We start from the raw sequence: 15,091 nt of genomic DNA on the forward strand, positions 1-15,091 counted from the left end.
GCTCGCCCGCGGCGCACCGAGTTGAGGTAATTCGTGCGCTTGTTCCCCAATGTGAAGCAGATCCCTTCGGTTCCATGAACCTTCCCCCCGCAAGCTCCCCCGACACCCAGCCGACTCATCTCGGAAGGCATCCATGGTGAGTGTTCAGAAGCCTCCCGGCGGCCGTGAACGTCCCTATGCGCGTGTGCTGTTGCCGCCGGCCATCGTGATGGCCGGCGCGGCGGGCGCCGCCGTCGCCCTGGTACCGCCCTCGGCCCGGATCGCCGTCGGCGTGTGCGGAGCGCTGGCCGTGCTGCTGGTCCTGGGCACGGCCGGGGAGGCCGCCCGGCGCGGCCGCCGGCTCCGCGAGGCGCAGGCCGAACACGCCCGTCACACGGCGTATCTGGAACAGCGGATCGCCGCGCACGAAGAGCTGATGCAGCGCTTCGCCACCGACGTGCTGCCCACCGGTTTCCTCCGGCTGCGCCGCGGCGAGGTGCTCCGCGACACCGTGCGCTACGTCTTCGACGAGGACCCCGCCCTGCGCGGCCTGCCCGAGGGCTACCGCGAACTGGTGCGCATCGCGCTGCGCGGAGCCGACCACGAGATCTCCATGCGCGACGCCTCCGAGCGCTCCTTCGTGAGCATCGCCCGCCGCGTCCAGGCCATCGTCCACCAGCAGGCCAAGGAACTCCGCGAGATGGAGGAGGACCACGGGCGCAACCCGGAGGTCTTCGACGACCTGCTGCGCATCGACCACGGCACCTCGCTGATCGGCCGCCTCGCCGACACCATCTCCGTCCTCGGCGGCGGCCGCCCCGGCCGCCAGTGGCCCCTGCCGGTCTCCCTGTACAGCGTGCTGCGCGGCGCGATGTCCCGGATCCTGGAGTACCGCCGCATCGACCTCAGCTCCATCGTCAACATCAACATCAAGGGCACCGCGGTCGAACCGGTCATCCATGCGGCGGCCGAGCTCCTCGACAACGCCACCCGCTACTCGCCGCCCTCCACCCAGGTGCACGTCACCGCCGCGGAGGTGCAGGCGGGCATCGCCATCGAGATCGAGGACGCCGGCGTCAGCCTCACCGAGGAGTCCCGCGCCCGCATCGAGCAGATGATCGAGGACGCCAAGAACGGCGACGACGCGCAGAACCTCGGTGACACCCCGCGCCTCGGCCTCGCCGTCGTCGGCCGGCTCTGCAAGCAGTTCGACATGGAGGTCTCGCTGCGCGCCTCCGCCTACGGCGGCGTCCGCGCGATCCTCATCGTGCCGCGCGTCATGACGACCACCGAGCCCGGCGTCGGCGCCGCGCACGGCATCGGTGCCACCGGCATCCCCAAGCCCGAACTCGGCGCCGTCGAGGGCCCCAAGCGCCCGCCCAAGAAGCGCCGCCCCACCAGCCCCAAGATCCCCGCCGGGATCTCCATGGAGGACGACGTCCCGGAGGTCACCGAGTGGACCGCGGGCGGTCTGCCGCAGCGCCGCAGCCGGGTGAAGACCCCGCTCAGCCAGCGGATCGCGGAACAGGCCGCCATCGAGCGCGCCGAGCGCGAGGGCAGGCCCACCATCTGGTCCCAGACCAGGGCCGAACCGGAACCCGAGCCCGAGATCGACCCCGAGCGCAAGAAGCTCATGGACCGGCCCCCGGGCATGTGGATGGAAGCGTTCTGGGACGGCCTGCGCAAGGGCATGCCCGAGGACGCCACCGCGGCCGAGCTGACCGACTTCACGCTCCACCCCACCAAGTACCTGCATCTGATCGACGATTCGGCCGATTACGCCGAGGGCGCCACCGCGGCCGACGACGAGGGGGACCTCAAGTGATCCAGCAGCGAGCGAACCTGGACTGGATGCTCAAGCAGCTGAACGACGGCGTACCGGGCATCGAGATGATCGTGGTCCTCTCCTCCGACGGGCTGCGCATCGCCCGCTACGGCGGTGACCCCGACGCCGCCGACCGCGTGGCCGCCGCCTGCGCGGGCGTACAGAGCCTGGCCGGCGCCATCATCCAGGAGATCCCCGGCGCCGGTGAGATGAAGGTCGTCGTCATCGAGATCGAGGGCGGCTACTTCTACCTCATGAACGCCGGCGACAACGCCTATCTCGCCGTACTCGCCGACGTGACCTGCGAACCGGGCCGGATGAGCGGCATGATGCGGGACCTCGTCGTCCGGATCGGCGCCCACCTCACCAGTCCGCCCCGGCGGAACGGGCAGACCGTATGACACCTCCACGACGCAAACGGCGCCGGCCGCAGCCGGTGGCCTCCCCGCCACCACCGTCCCCCGAACCGGCGAGCGGCCCGGACAAGCCCGGGAACCCCGAACGGCTGTACACCATCGCGGGATCCGCCGACGGCGCCCGCGCCGAACTCGACCTGGTCACCCTGATCGTGGCGCGCTCCGCGCCCCCGCCGTCCGCCTCGCCGGAGGAGGCGGCGGTACTGAGACTCTGCGCCGCCCCGCTGTCCCTGGCCGAGCTGTCGGCCTACCTGCAGCTGCCGTTCAGTGCCATGACCGTGGTGATCACCAAGCTGATCACGACGGAACTGGTGCAGGCGCGCGCCCCGATCGTCCGCCAGGCGGTGGCCGACCGTTCACTCCTCGAAGCGGTGATGCATGGACTTCAAAAGCTCTGACACGATCCCCGGCCCCCGCACCGAGGACCATCTGCCGCACACGGCCCAGGCCGCGGTGAAGATCGTGATCGTGGGCGGCTTCGGTGTCGGCAAGACCACCATGGTCGGCTCCGTCAGCGAGATCAGGCCGCTGACCACCGAGGAGACCATGACCCAGGCCGGCATCGGCGTGGACGACAACTACGGCTCCGACTCCAAGACGGCCACCACCGTGGCCATGGACTTCGGACGCATCAGCATCACCGACAAACTGGTGCTCTACCTCTTCGGCACCCCTGGCCAGGAGCGCTTCTGGTTCCTGTGGAACGGCCTGTTCGAAGGCGCGCTCGGCGCGGTCGTCCTGGTCGACACCCGGCGCCTGGAGGTCAGCTTCGATGTCATGGGCCGGCTGGAGGAACGCGGCGTGCCCTTCGTCGTGGCCGTCAACTCCTTCCCGGACGGACCCCGTTACCCGGTGGAGGAGCTGCGCACCGCGCTGGACCTGGCCCCGGACATCCCGATCATGGAGTGCGACGTGCGCCGCCGGGCCTCCAGCAAGGACGTGCTGATGACCCTCATGCGCTTCCTGCACTCGCTCGCCCTGTCCGGCGCCCTCATCTGACCCGCAGTCGACACAGCCCCACACCACCCGTTCCGGAGCGACACCGTGACGTCTGAATCCCCATCACTGACCGGCACAGACCCCACGTCCGGCCCGCCGCCGGGCTGCCCCGCCCACGGCCTCGGCCCCGGCGCGGTGCACCGGCTCTACGGCCCCGACGCCGAGGACCTCGACGCCCTCTACGACCGCCTGCGCGAGCAGCACGGCACCGTGGCTCCCGTACTGCTGCACGACGACGTGCCCATGTGGGTGGTCCTCGGGCACGCCGAGAACCTGCAGCTGGTGCGCAGCCCCTCGCAGTACACCCGGGACAGCCGGATCTGGACCCCGCTGCGGGAGGGCATGGTCAAGCCCGACCACCCCCTCATGCCGCACATCGCCTGGCAGCCCATCTGCTCCCACGCCGAGGGGAACGAACACCAGCGGCTGCGCGCGGCGGTCACCGCGGCCATGGCCACCATCGACCACCGCAGCGTCCGCCGGCACATCGGCCGCCACACGCAGGGCCTGGTCAACGGCTTCTGCGAGCGGGGCCGGGCCGAACTTGTCTCCCAGTTCGCCGAGCACCTGCCGATGGCCGTGATGTGCGAGATCCTCGGCATGCCCGAGGAGTACAACGACCGCATGGTGCAGGCCGCGCGGGACGCCCTCAAGGGCACCGAGACCGCCATCCAGAGCCACACCTACGTCATGGACGCGCTCAGCCGGCTCACCACCCGGCGGCGTGCCCGGCCCGAGGACGACTTCACCAGCCACCTCATCGGCCACCCGGCCGGACTCACCGACGACGAGGTCCGCGAACACCTGCGGCTCGTCCTCTTCGCGTCCTACGAGGCCACCGCGAACCTCCTCGCCAACGCGCTGCGCATGGTCCTCACCGAGCCGGGCTTCCGCGCCCAGCTCAACGGCGGCCAGATGACCGTGCCGGAGGCGATCGAGCAGTCCCTGTGGGACGAGCCGCCGTTCAGCACGGTCTTCGGCTACTTCGCCAAGCAGGACACCGAACTGGGCGGCCGGCGCATCCGCAAGGGCGACGGGCTGCTCTTCGCGCCCGCCCCGGGCAACGTCGACCCACGGGTGCGGCCCGATCTGTCCGCGAGCATGCAGGGCAACCGCTCCCACCTCGCCTTCGGCGGCGGCCCCCACGAGTGCCCCGGCCAGGACATCGGCCGCGCCATCGCCGACGTCGGCGTGGACGCGCTGCTGACCCGTCTGTCCGACATCCAGCTCGACTGCGCCGAGGAGGACCTGCGCTGGCGGTCGTCCATCGCCTCCCGGCACCTGGTGGCCCTGCCGGTGCGCTTCGAACCGAAGCCGGAGCAGGACGTCGACCTGCCGCCGCGGGCCATGCCCGTCCCAGCGCAGCGCTCCGGACCGAAGGAGGGCACGCCGGGCGGTGACCCGGTCCCGGCCGCCGCACCGCGGCAGGCGGCCTTCCCCGAGGCGCCCGCCGCGCGCACCGCGGCCCCGGCCCAGGCCCCGGCCCCGTCCCGCGGCCTCTGGCGGCGCCTGCTGCGCTGGTGGCGGGGCGACTGACGAGCGGCCGGCCCTTCCGCCCCGGCGGAGCCGGCCGTCACGGCCGCGGCGCGTGCCGCCCGGCCCAGTCGGCGTAGGACGTCCAGGCCCGCAGCCGGCGTCCGCTGCGGAACGAGTGGTCCGTGCCGGTGACGGGGTCGGTGAACTCCAGGCGCCGGGCGAGCAGTTGCAGCGGGCGCCGGAAGTCGCCGGCCGGCACCGGGGCGGTCACCTCGGGATACAGCGGATCGCCGAGGATGGGCACGCCCAGCGAGGTCAGATGCACCCGCAGCTGGTGGGTCTGCCCGGTCACCGGGACGAGCCGGTAGCGGCCCAGCCCGGCCCTGCGTTCCGCCAGCTCCACACGGGTCTCGGCGTTCGGCTCGCCCGCCACCTCCCGGGCGGCCGGCACCCCGCGCTCCTTCACGATCCTGCTGCGCACGGTCCGGGGCAGGACGAGCGAGGGATCGTACGGCGCGACCGCCTCGTACTCCTTGGCCACCCGCCGGTCCCGGAACAGCGTCTGGTACGCGCCCCGCTCCTCGGGCCGCACGGTGAACAGCACCAGCCCCGCGGTGAGCCGGTCCAGGCGGTGGGCGGCCGTCAGCGTGGGGATGTCCAGCTCGCGCCGGAGCCGGGCCAGCGCGGTCTCGGCGACATGCGTGCCGCGCGGGGTCGTGGCCAGGAAGTGCGGCTTGTCGGCCACCACGATGTGCTCGTCCCGGTACACCACCTCCACCGGGAACGGCACCGGCACCTCGGCGGGCAGCTCACGGTGGAACCAGACGAACATGCCCGCCCGGTACGGCGCGTCCGGCGCCACGGCCCGCCCGTCGGCCCCGACCACCAGCCCCTCGGTGAACATCGACTCGATCATCCCGGGACCGGCCCCCGTGAGCCGCTCGACCAGGTGCTCGCGCACGGTGGCCCACGCCCCGCCCACGGGCAGCCGTACCCGGACGGGGTCCACTCCGTCGCGTTGGGGGAGCGGGGCGGGCGGGGGCGGCGTACGGCGTCTCATCGGGGTCAAGGGTACGGGGGCGCGGTCACCCTGGTGGCGGGCGGAAAGGGGCGCACCGTCCGGCCACGCACCCGGCAGGACGCGGTTCGGCGGGGCGGGGAGCCGGCCGCTTGGCGGGCTGGTCGGGCGAAGAGATCGCCGGGTCCGGACGCCGGGGGCCGGCGGGCGACGGGCCGGGCGGGCGCGGAGCCGGCCGGAGAGGGCTGGGGTGTGCCGGGCGGGGGTGGTCGGTGCGGGTCGGTCAGGCCGCGGTGGCCGCCGCCGTGTCGCCCTCCTGCTCGGCCTCGATCCGGGCGTTCCAGTCCCGCTTGGAAGCCTGCCAGCCGTCCTCGTTGTGGCCGAGGCGCCAGTAGCCGGAGATCGACAGGTCCTCGCGCGGGACCTGCAGCTCCACCCGCAGCAGCTGGCGCAACTCCTTCACGAAGCCCGCCTCGCCGTGTACGAAGGCGTGCATCCGGCCCTCCGGGAACTCCAGCGCGCGCACGGCCTCCACCAGAGCCGCGCCGACCGGCCGCTCCCCGCGGTGCAGCCAGACGACCGGCACCTCGGCGTCGATCTTCTGCTCCTCCTCGGGCCCGGACACCTCGACGAAGGCGTGCGCACGGGCGCCGGCGGGCAGCGTCTCCAGGGCGCGCGCGATGGCGGGCAGCGCGCTCTCGTCACCGGCGAGCAGATGCCAGTCGGCCTCCGGGTCGGGCGCGTACGCGCCGCCGGGGCCCATGAAGCGGACGGTCTCGCCGGGCCGCGTCCGGACGGCCCAGGGGCCGGCCAGGCCCTCGTCGCCGTGGATCACGAAGTCCAGGGTGAGCTCACCCCGCTCGGGGTCCCACCCGCGCACGGTGTAGGTCCGGGTCACCGGCCACTGCTCCCGCGGGAACTCGGCGCGGATCCGCTCCAGGTCGAAGGGCTCCGGGTACGTGACGCCGGCCGCGCCGAACAGCAGCTTCACATAGTGGTCGGTGCAGGTGTCCGCGGCGAAGCCGGCCAGACCCTCACCACCGAGCACCACCCGCTGCATGTGCGGCGTCAGCCTCTCGGTGCGCACCACCTGGGCGGTACGGGGCTTGCGCGGCTTTCGTCCCGGACGCTCTGCCATCACGGCCTCCTGAGGAGTTGGTTAGGTTTACCTAAGTTAGCACTCGCTCCGATCCAACACCGCTTTCCTGGGGCCTTGATGAGAGCCTTTGCCGGAACATTTCGTTCGGCCCCGGCCGGGATCAGCGCGTCAGGGTGGACAGCAGCCGTTCCAGCGAGCCGCCCAGTCCCCACCGCCCCGCCAGTTCCCGGAGGGCCTCCGGGTCGCGCGGAGCGTGCGGCAGGACGGTGTCGACGTCCGGCAGCGGCACGTCGCCGGCCACCCGCACCACCTTCGGCGCGACCGCGAGATACGGCCGGGCCTCGGTGAGCCGCCTGCGCTGCGACGGCGTGAGCTTCGCCCCCGGTTCGTCGACCGCGGCCATGATCCCGGCCAGGTCACCGAACTCGGCGAGCAGCTTCGCGGCCGTCTTCTCGCCGATGCCGGCCACGCCCGGCAGGCCGTCGCTCGGGTCGCCGCGCAGCAGCGCCAGATCCGCGTACCCGCGCCCGTCGACGCCATACTTGCCGCGCAGCACCGCCTCGTCGGTCAGCTGCAGCGTGCCGACGCCCTTCAGCGGGTACAGCACGCGGACCTCGCGCTCGTCGTCCACCAGCTGATACAGGTCGCGGTCGCCGGTGACGATGTCGACCGGCCCCCCGGCCCGGGCGGTGAACGTGCCGATCACGTCGTCCGCCTCGTATCCCGCGACGCCGACGCGGGCGATCCCGATCGCGTCCAGCACGGCCTCGATGACCGGCACCTGCGGGGCCAGGGTGTCCGGCACCTCCTCCTCGTCCGGCGCCCCCTCGTGCTCCTCGGCGACCCGGTGGGCCTTGTAGGTGGGGATGAGGTCCACCCGCCACTGCGGACGCCAGTCGGCGTCCATGCAGGCCACCAGGTGCTCCGGCCGGTGGTCCTTCACCAGCCGGTCGATGAAGTCCAGCAGGCCGCGAACCGCGTTGACGGGCGTGCCGTCCGGCGCCTTCACGGAGTCCGGGACGCCGAAATAGGCGCGGAAGTACAGCGAGGCGGTGTCGAGGAGCATCAGTCGTCCGGTCACGCCCGCATCATGCCGTACGGCACCGACAGCGGCCGTCCGCCCCGGAACGCGTTGCGTGCTGCGCATCCCCGTGAGTCCCGCCACTCACGCGTTTGCCCCGCCCTGACCTGGGGAGGCGCGGCCTCTGTCCTGTCCCCGGAGACGAGAGGTACGCGTGGCACCCAGGCTTGAGGCAGAGCACCTGTTCAAGGTGTTCGGAAGACGACCGCACGACGCGGTGGAACGGCTGCGCAAGGACGCCGACCGGGAGGAGCTGCGCGCCGACGGCACGACGGCCGCCGTGATCGACGCCTCCTTCCGCGTCGAGGCCGGCGAGATCTTCGTCGTCATGGGGCTGTCGGGCTCCGGCAAGTCCACCCTCCTGCGCATGCTCAACGGTCTGCTGGAGCCGACCGCGGGCCGCGTGCGCTTCGACGGCCAGGACCTGACCACCCTTCCCGACCGCGCCCTGCGCGAGCTGCGCTCGAAGAAGATCAGCATGGTCTTCCAGCACTTCGCGCTGTTCCCGCACCGCAGTGTCCGCGACAACGCCGCCTACGGCCTGGAAGTGCAGGGCGTGCCCCGCGCCGAGCGCGTACGCCGCGCCGACGAGGCGCTCGCCCTGTGCGGCCTGGCCGGCTGGGAGAAGTCCTGGCCCGACGAACTGTCCGGCGGCATGCAGCAGCGCGTCGGCCTCGCCCGCGCCCTCGCCACCGACGCGGACCTGCTCCTCATGGACGAGTCCTTCAGCGCCCTGGACCCGCTGATCCGCCGCGACATGCAGGACCAGCTGCTGGAACTGCAGAAGACGCTGAAGAAGACCATCGTGTTCATCACCCACGACCTCAACGAGGCCATGCGGCTCGGTGACCGCATCGCCGTCATGCGCGACGGGCGCATCGTCCAGACCGGCACCGCGGAGGACATCCTGCTGCGCCCGGAGGGCGACTACGTGGCCTCCTTCATCCAGGACGTGGACCGCTCCCGCGTGCTGACCGCCGCCGCCGTGATGGACACCGACGTGCGCGGCGACGAGGCCGACTGCGGCTGCGAGACCGCGGCCCCCGGGACGCCGTTCACCGAGCTGTGCGCGATCAGCGCCCGGCTGTCCCACCCGGTCGCCGTCCTCGACGAGGGCCGCGCCCTCGTCGGCGTCGTACCCCGGCAGCGCCTGGTCGGGTTCCTCGGCGACGAGCGGGGCGAGCCCGCGGCGTGTGACAGCGACGGCGGCAGGAAGGTGATCGGCCGTGCCTAGGATCCATCTCGGCGACTGGGTCGACTCCGGCGTCGACTGGCTGGTCGCCCACCTCTCCTGGCTCTTCGACGCCGTCAAGGCGGTCATGGAGGGCATGTACGACGGCCTCGACTCCGTCCTCGCCGCGCCCGAGCCGCTGCTGATGGCGGGCATCCTCGCCGTCGTCGCCTGGTGGCTGCGCGGACTGCTCGCCGGCGTCCTCGCCTTCGCCGGGTTCGCGCTCGTGGACTCCCTCGACCTGTGGGACCAGGCCATGTCCACGCTCGCCCTGGTCCTGGTGGCGACCGTGCTCGCCCTGGTGATCTCGATCCCGCTGGGCATCTGGGCGGCCCGCTCCCAGACGGTCAGCGCGACCGTACGGCCCGTCCTGGACCTGCTCCAGACCATGCCGTCGATGGTCCTGCTGATCCCGGCCATGCTGTTCTTCGGCCTCGGCACCGCCCCCGGTGTCGTCGCCACCCTGATCTTCGCGCTGGCCCCCGGCGTCCGCATGACCGAGCTGGGGATCCGCCAGGTCGACGCGGAACTGGTGGAGGCCGCCGAGGCGTTCGGTACCACCCCGCGCAACATCCTGTGGCGCGTCCAGCTGCCGCTCGCCCTGCCGACCGTCATGGCCGGCGTCAACCAGGTGATCATGCTGGGCCTGTCCATGGTCGTCATCGCCGGCATGGTCGGCACCGGCGGCCTCGGCGGCGCCGTGAACCAGGCCATCGGCCAGGTCGACATCGGCTACGGCTTCGAGGCGGGCGTCGGCATCGTCGTCCTCGCCATCTACCTGGACCGCGTCACCGGCGCGCTCGGCACCCAGCTCTCCCCGCTGGGCCGCAGGGCCGCCGCGAAGAGCCGCACGCGCGCGTGGTCGTACCGCCCGCGCCCGGCCGTCGCCCTGGCCGGTGCCGTCTTCCTGGCCCTCGTCGCGGCCGGACTCGGCGTCTTCGGCCCTTCCGCCGGCACCTCCGAGGCCTCCGGCGCGGACATCGGCAAGGGCAAGGAGATCCGGATCGGCTACATCCCCTGGGACGAGGGCATCGCCTCCACGTTCCTCTGGAAGGAGATCCTCGAGGAGCGCGGCTTCAAGGTGACCACGAGCCAGTACGCGGCCGGCCCCCTCTACACCGGCCTCGCCACCGGCCAGCTCGACTTCGAGACCGACTCCTGGCTGCCCACCACCCACGCCGAGTACTGGGCGAAGTACGGCGAGCGGCTCGAGGACCTCGGCAAGTGGTACGGCCCCACCTCCCTGGAGCTGACCGTTCCGTCCTACGTGAAGGACGTGAACTCCCTGGAGGACCTCGAGAACCACGCCTCCGAGTTCCACGGGAAGATCATCGGCATCGAGCCCAGCGCGGGCATGATGGGCCTGTTGAAGGACAAGGTGCTGAAGGAGTACGGCCTGGAGGGCACGTACGAGGTGGTCGACGGCTCCACGCCGGCCATGCTCGCCGAGCTGAAGCGCGCCTACGGCCGCAAGCAGCCGGTCGTCGTCACCCTGTGGTCGCCGCACTGGGCGTACAGCGACTACGGCCTGAAGAAGCTCAAGGACCCCAAGGGCGCCTGGGGCAAGGGCGACGGCGTGCACACCCTCGCCCGCAAGGGTTTCGCCGCCGACAACCCGCGGGTCGGCCAGTGGCTGAAGGACTTCTCGATGACCGAGGAGCAGCTGACGAGCCTGGAGGCGCGCATCCAGAGTGCCGGCAAGGGCGGGGAGCAGGACGCCGTCCGCGCCTGGCTGCGCCGGCACCCCGGCCTGCTCGACCAGTGGGCCCCCGTCGCCAAGGACGACGCCCGGAGCCAGGCGGCCGGGTGACCTGACCGGCCCGGACCGCCTCCCGAGGGGCGGGCGCCGCCGGACGCCGACGTGCGTCCGGCAGCGCCCGCCCCTCGCGGCGTTCCGCTCACGGCACAGATCAGGCCAATCACGATCCGTGACGATTCATGGCCCGGGCAGGGAGCCCAGGCCCAGCTGGTCGGCATGTTCATCCCACCGGGGGACCCCGTTCCGGGAGGGTGACGGCCCCCGGGACACTGGCGCGAACAGTGAGGGTGGGGGATCAGGGGCATGCCGGGGATGTGACAGGCACGTGAAACGGTTTGCCGAACATGCGTAGGGTGCAGAGAAGTCATCAGAAGAGGGGTGCCCCGGGGCGGGTACCCCGAAAGCGGCACGACGAGCGAGGGAGGGAGCCGGAGCGATGGGCGACCACAAAGAGCAGCAGCCCGTGCGGGTGGGCGCGGCCGTCCGGCGGCGCCGCCGTGCGCTGGAACTGACCCTCGCCGCCGTGGCCGAGCGCAGCGGACTGTCCGTGCCCTTCCTCAGCCAGGTGGAGAACGACCGGGCCCGCCCCAGCCGTACGTCCCTGGAGAAGCTGGCCGACGCCCTGCGCACCACCGCCGTCGAACTCCTCGCCGCCGCCGACCCGGCCGCCAGCGTGGACGTCGTCCGCGCCGAGCCCGTCGCCGAGGGCGACTTCGGCCCGCGCACCCGCTCCCTGGTGCGCGGCCACCACCAGCTGCACGCCTCCGAGTTCACCGGCGACCACGACGCCGGCCGCGAGTTCCAGCACCGCAACGACGAGCTGATGTACGTCGCCGACGGCGCGGTGGAGATAGAGGCCGAGGGGCGCGCCTACCGCCTCGGCCGCGGCGACACGCTGTATCTGACCGGCGGGATCCGGCATCGCTGGCGGGCCACGGTCCCCGACACCCGGGTCATCGTGGTGGCGGTCGCCGAGCACATCGAGGCCGTCAAGGACAGATCCCGCTGAGAGCCTCGCGGAAGGGAGGAGGGGCCGTGCCGGACCGCCGGCCGTCCGCGGACCCGTCGTGGCCGGCTCCGCCGCGCGGCACAGCCGTGACCCGACACCGCCCTCCACCGCCGCGGGGCGCCGGACTCGCGGAGGCCGCGTGATGCGCGTCGTCTCCCTCGTCCCCTCGCTCACCGAGGCCGTGGCGGTCACCCTGCCCGGAGCTCTCGTCGGCGTCACCGACTGGTGCAGCCATCCGGCGGACCTGAGGGCCACCCGGATCGGCGGCACGAAGAACCCGGCGGTGGACCGGATCGTCTCCCTCGCGCCCGATCTGGTGCTCGCCAACGAGGAGGAGAACCGCCCCGCCGACCTCGACGCCCTGCGGGCGGCGGGCCTCGACGTGCTGGTCACCGAGGTGCGGACCGTGCCGCAGGCCCTCGCCGAACTGGACCGGGTGCTCACCGCCTGCGGCGCGCCGGGCCGGCCCGGCTGGCTGGCCGGGGCCGAGGAGGCCTGGGCGTTTCTGCCCGAGCCCCTGGAGCGGGCGACGGCGGTCGTACCGGTCTGGCGCCGGCCCTGGATGGTCCTCGGCCGGGACACCTTCGCGGGCGACGTCCTGGCCCGCCTCGGCGTGGACCACCTCTACGCCGGCCACCCCGAGCGCTACCCCCGCGTCCCGCTGGAGGAGCTGCGCGCGGCGGCCCCGGACCTGGTCGTCCTGCCCGACGAGCCCTACCGCTTCACCGCGGACGACGGCCCGGAGGCCTTCCCGGGCCTGCCCTGTGCCCTGGTCAGCGGACGGCACCTGACCTGGTACGGCCCGTCCCTGACAGCGGCGCCGCGGGTGCTGGCCGGGGCCCTGCGAGCAGCTCACCGCTGAGCAGGCCGCGCACGGTGCCGCGGGCCGCCGCGAGCCAGGCCGCCACGAGGACGCCGTAGAGGCCGACGGCCAGCAGGCCGTACACGGGGAGACCGGTGTGCCGGGCGAGGGACGCCGCGCCGGTGACGCAGGTGCCCACCGGGAAGGTGAACGCCCACCAGGTCAGCGCGAACCCCATGCCCCGCCGCCGGGCCCGCACCACGTGCGCGGTGGCGAGCGCCAGCCAGAGCAGCGCGAACCCCATGACGGGCACGCCGTACAGCACGGCGAAGACCTCAAGGCCCCGGTCGTAGGGGGCCGGTACGACGCCGGGGGCGGTGTCCGCGATCTTGCCGACGGCAGTGACGGACTGACCGAGCGGGCCGAGGACCAGGAACAGGGTCGGGGTGAGCGCGAGCGGCAGCGGCCCGGCGGTGATCAGCCGGGCGAAGACCAGCGGCAGCATCAGCAGCGTGGCCAGCAGGCTCAGCCCGAACATCGCGAAGCAGGCCAGCAGCAGGGTCTCCCGGGGCCGGCCCGGCGGCAGGTGCGGCACCAGCAGGGGGCCGAGCGCGGCCGACACCATCGGCGCGACCAGCGGCAGCAGCCATACCGGGGTGGCGTCGGCGGGCGCCGCACGATGTCGTACGGCCATCAGGTACGGCACCGCGACGGCCGCCCCGAGCCCGACCGCCGTACCGGCGGAGAACAGCACGGTGTCCACGGCGACGGCCGCGCGGGTGCCGATCAGGTCCCGGCCCGCCGTCAGGGCGCCGCCGCCCACCGCCAGCAGGGCCATCGCCAGGCAGCCGTAGAAGGGGGCCACGGCCGGGTCGAGGAGATCGGTGCGGGCCTGGTCGCGGTGGCGGGCCCAGTGCACGGCCCGGGCGGTCAGCAGGACCAGCAGCATCAGCAGGGACAGCGCCCAGAAGGCGGCGAGGACGGCGCGCGGGGCGTGCGCCGGTCCCGGCAGGGCGACGCCGGCCGAGCCGACGATGGCGGTGCCCATGACGGAGGCGTACCAGTTCGGTCCGAGCCGGCGGAGCCGGGCGGCGCGACGCCGGGACAGGGGCAGGGGCTGGGCTGCGGTGACCATGCCTCAACGGTGGCGCCGCCGGGCCTCGCCGACCAGGAACCTCATCCCTATGAGGGCATAAGCTGGTCTTATGAGCGAGGCGGAGGAACAGCGGGACGGCAGGCAGTCGCTGGCGCACCGGGTGCCGGATCTCGCCGCGCTGGAGCTGCTGCTCGCGGTGGCGCGGCTGGGCAGTCTCGGCGCGGCCGCGCGCGAGGTCGGCGTCACCCAGCCGGCCGCCAGCAGCCGGCTGCGCTCCATGGAGCGGCAGCTGGGCGTGGCCCTGGTCGACCGCTCCCCGCGCGGCTCCCGGCTCACCGACGCGGGCGCCCTGGTGACGGACTGGGCCCGCCGGGTCGTGGAGGCGGCGGCGGCCTTCGACGCGGGCGCGCGGGCCCTGCGGGACCGGCGGGACTCGCGACTGAGGGTCGCGGCGAGCATGACCATCGCCGAGTACCTGCTGCCCGGCTGGCTCCTCGCGCTGCACGCCGAGCGTCCCGACACGGCGGTCTCCCTGCTCGCGGGCAACTCGGCGAAGGTCGCGGAACTGCTGCTGACCGGGGAGGCGGACCTAGGATTCGTGGAGGGCCTCAACGTGCCCACGGGGCTGGACTCCACGGTCATCGCCCGCGACCGGCTGATCGTCGTCACCGCGCCCGGCCACCCCTGGGCCCGGCGCCGGCGCCCCCTGACGGCGCAGGAGCTCGCGGGGACCCCGCTCATCCTCCGCGAACGCGGCTCGGGCACCCGTCAGGTCCTGGACGCGGCGCTCGGCGGCCTGGCCCGGCCGCTGATCGAGCTGTCCTCGACGACGGCGGTGAAGGCGTCCGCGGTCAGCGGCGCGGGACCCTCGGTCCTCAGCGAACTGGCGGTGGGGGAGGAGCTGGCGATGCGGCGCCTGGTCAGCATCCCGGTCGAGGGCGTATCGCTCCGCCGGGACCTACGAGCCGTCTGGCCGACCGGCCACCGCCCCACGGGCCCGGCCCGAGAACTCCTCTCCCTGACCCGAGGATGACGAACACCTCCGGCACCAGGGTCGCGAGAAACGGCGCGCCCAGCCACCACGCACCCGCACCAGGCATCGCACCGCAACCCCCACGGCTCTGCCCCTCTCACGGCCCCTTTCCAAGCGGGGCCACTGCACCCGCTCAGGGGCGCGGGGAACGGCGCGTCCAGCCCACCATGCACCCGCACCAGGCATCGCACCGCAACCCCCACGGCTCTGCCCCTCTCACGGCCCCTTTCCAAGCGGGGCCACTGCACCCGCTCAGGGGCGCGGGGAC

The 15,091-nt window shown here is 73.2% G+C and carries 14 protein-coding genes; 10 read left to right on the plus strand and 4 right to left on the minus strand.

Annotated features, from left to right (window positions below):
* Positions 1-133 precede the first annotated feature (133 nt).
* The 5 genes from FHS34_RS29735 to FHS34_RS29755 are packed head-to-tail and all read left to right on the plus strand — an operon-like array spanning position 134 to position 4,755.
* Positions 134-1,804 carry a sensor histidine kinase gene (locus tag FHS34_RS29735; protein ID WP_225817670.1) on the plus strand — a complete coding sequence of 557 codons (1,671 nt, stop codon included), beginning with the start codon at positions 134-136 and terminating at the stop codon, positions 1,802-1,804.
* Positions 1,801-2,205 (plus strand): roadblock/LC7 domain-containing protein, encoded by a 405-nt coding sequence (locus FHS34_RS29740; protein ID WP_184971041.1) that lies wholly within the window; start codon positions 1,801-1,803, stop codon positions 2,203-2,205. Before FHS34_RS29735 ends, FHS34_RS29740 begins: the two co-directional genes overlap by 4 nt.
* Positions 2,202-2,618: a DUF742 domain-containing protein gene (locus FHS34_RS29745; protein ID WP_184971043.1), complete on the plus strand. Its 417-nt coding sequence runs from the start codon at positions 2,202-2,204 to the stop codon at positions 2,616-2,618. Before FHS34_RS29740 ends, FHS34_RS29745 begins: the two co-directional genes overlap by 4 nt.
* Positions 2,599-3,219: a GTP-binding protein gene (locus FHS34_RS29750; RefSeq protein ID WP_184971045.1), complete on the plus strand. Its 621-nt coding sequence runs from the start codon at positions 2,599-2,601 to the stop codon at positions 3,217-3,219. The genes FHS34_RS29745 and FHS34_RS29750 overlap by 20 nt, the downstream gene beginning before the upstream one ends.
* Before the next feature lie 45 nt (positions 3,220-3,264).
* A complete protein-coding gene (locus FHS34_RS29755; protein WP_184971047.1) occupies positions 3,265-4,755 on the plus strand; it encodes a cytochrome P450 in 1,491 nt (496 codons plus the stop codon).
* 37 nt (positions 4,756-4,792) lie between these two features.
* On the opposite strand, the gene FHS34_RS29760 is transcribed toward FHS34_RS29755, so the two are convergent.
* The 3 genes from FHS34_RS29760 to FHS34_RS29770 all read right to left on the minus strand — a co-directional run bounded on the left by FHS34_RS29760 (position 4,793) and on the right by FHS34_RS29770 (position 7,893).
* On the minus strand, positions 4,793-5,755 hold the full coding sequence (locus FHS34_RS29760; protein ID WP_184971049.1) for a pseudouridine synthase: 963 nt from the start codon (positions 5,753-5,755) through the stop codon (positions 4,793-4,795).
* A 241-nt stretch (positions 5,756-5,996) separates the two neighbouring features.
* Entirely contained in the window at positions 5,997-6,851 is an 855-nt protein-coding gene (locus FHS34_RS29765) for a siderophore-interacting protein (RefSeq protein ID WP_184971051.1), read from the minus strand.
* Between the two features lie 121 nt (positions 6,852-6,972).
* Positions 6,973-7,893, minus strand: a complete 921-nt coding sequence (locus FHS34_RS29770) for a 5'-3' exonuclease (protein ID WP_184971053.1) — start codon at positions 7,891-7,893, stop codon at positions 6,973-6,975.
* Between the two features lie 154 nt (positions 7,894-8,047).
* Between FHS34_RS29770 and FHS34_RS29775 the strand changes: the two genes are divergently transcribed.
* The 4 genes from FHS34_RS29775 to FHS34_RS29790 all read left to right on the plus strand — a co-directional run bounded on the left by FHS34_RS29775 (position 8,048) and on the right by FHS34_RS29790 (position 12,754).
* Positions 8,048-9,127, plus strand: coding sequence for a quaternary amine ABC transporter ATP-binding protein (locus FHS34_RS29775; protein WP_184971055.1), 1,080 nt, complete (start codon positions 8,048-8,050; stop codon positions 9,125-9,127).
* Positions 9,120-10,934 carry an ABC transporter permease/substrate binding protein gene (locus FHS34_RS29780; RefSeq protein ID WP_184971057.1) on the plus strand — a complete coding sequence of 605 codons (1,815 nt, stop codon included), beginning with the start codon at positions 9,120-9,122 and terminating at the stop codon, positions 10,932-10,934. The genes FHS34_RS29775 and FHS34_RS29780 overlap by 8 nt, the downstream gene beginning before the upstream one ends.
* A 385-nt stretch (positions 10,935-11,319) precedes the next feature.
* Positions 11,320-11,892, plus strand: a complete 573-nt coding sequence (locus FHS34_RS29785) for a helix-turn-helix domain-containing protein (RefSeq protein WP_184971059.1) — start codon at positions 11,320-11,322, stop codon at positions 11,890-11,892.
* Positions 11,893-12,034: 142 nt separating this feature from the next.
* Entirely contained in the window at positions 12,035-12,754 is a 720-nt protein-coding gene (locus FHS34_RS29790; protein WP_184971061.1) for a helical backbone metal receptor, read from the plus strand.
* Here the strand turns inward: FHS34_RS29790 and FHS34_RS29795 are convergent.
* Complete coding sequence (locus tag FHS34_RS29795) at positions 12,666-13,829, minus strand: TDT family transporter (RefSeq protein WP_184971063.1); 1,164 nt, start codon at positions 13,827-13,829, stop codon at positions 12,666-12,668. The two genes, FHS34_RS29790 and FHS34_RS29795, sit on opposite strands and share 89 nt — an antisense overlap.
* Before the next feature lie 70 nt (positions 13,830-13,899).
* Between FHS34_RS29795 and FHS34_RS29800 the strand changes: the two genes are divergently transcribed.
* Complete coding sequence (locus FHS34_RS29800) at positions 13,900-14,823, plus strand: LysR family transcriptional regulator (protein WP_184971065.1); 924 nt, start codon at positions 13,900-13,902, stop codon at positions 14,821-14,823.
* The last annotated feature ends 268 nt before the right edge of the window (positions 14,824-15,091 follow it).

It is taken from the genome of Streptomyces echinatus (assembly GCF_014203595.1).
In the GTDB taxonomy this organism is placed as follows: Bacteria; Actinomycetota; Actinomycetes; order Streptomycetales; family Streptomycetaceae; genus Streptomyces; species Streptomyces echinatus.